Origin of the sequence: Nocardiopsis synnemataformans (assembly GCF_965343085.1) — a bacterium.
Taxonomy (GTDB): domain Bacteria; phylum Actinomycetota; class Actinomycetes; order Streptosporangiales; family Streptosporangiaceae; genus Nocardiopsis; species Nocardiopsis alborubida.
The window spans coordinates 1-856 of record NZ_CBDRFA010000179.1; the positions used below are offsets into that span (position 1 = coordinate 1).

The 856-nt window shown below is 66.2% G+C and carries 1 pseudogene; it reads left to right on the plus strand.

Features of this window, described 5'->3' with window-relative positions:
- Nucleotides 1-44 precede the first annotated feature (44 nt).
- Nucleotides 45-846, plus strand: a pseudogene (locus tag ACSIH6_RS39340) (IS5 family transposase).
- The last annotated feature ends 10 nt before the right edge of the window (nucleotides 847-856 follow it).

Sequence of the window (856 nt, forward strand, 5' to 3'; positions counted from 1 at the left end):
AGAGCTCATCTCATTTGGATTCTCGGTAGCCTGACCGTGTGTCGATGGTTGAACGTCTTGTGCCTGATGAGCTGTGGGAACTGTTCCAGCGAGTGGTGCCCGAACCGCCCGCACGTCCCCAGGGCGGCGGCAGGCGCAGACACGGCGATCGCGAGGTGCTGGCCGCGATCATCTTCGTCGCCACCAGCGGCTGCACCTGGGCGCAACTCCCGTCGGTGTTCGGCCCGTCCGGGCCTACTGCACACCGGCGCTTCACCGAGTGGACCCGCGCCCGGGTCTGGGCCAAACTCCACCGCTTGATCCTGGACGAACTCGGCACCCGCGGCGAGGTGGACTGGTCGCGATGCGCGATCGACTCGGTGAACATGCGCGCCCTCAAAGGGGGGACCTGACGGGTCCGAATCCTGTCGATCGGGGCAAGAAGGGGTCGAAGATCCACTTGATCACCGACCGGGCCGGTCTTCCCCTGTCCGTGGCGATCTCGGGTGCCAACACCCACGACAGCCAGGCCCTGCAGCCCCTGGTGCGCGGGATCCCTCCGATCCGTTCACGACGTGGCCCACGACGTCGTCGCCCGGCCAAGCTGCACGGAGACAAGGGCTACGACTATGACCACCTGCGCCGATGGCTACGCCAGCGGGGAATCGTTCACCGCACCGCTTGGCTCGCAAGGGAGTGGAGTCCTCACAGCGGTTGGGGCGGCACCGGTGGCAGGTCGAGCGCACGATGGCCTGGCTGGCCGGATGCCGCCGCCTATACCGCCGCTACGAGCGCAAGGCCGACCACTTCCTTGCCTTCACCGGCATCGCCTGCACACTGATTTGCTACCGCAGACTCTCCAAATGAGATGAGCTCT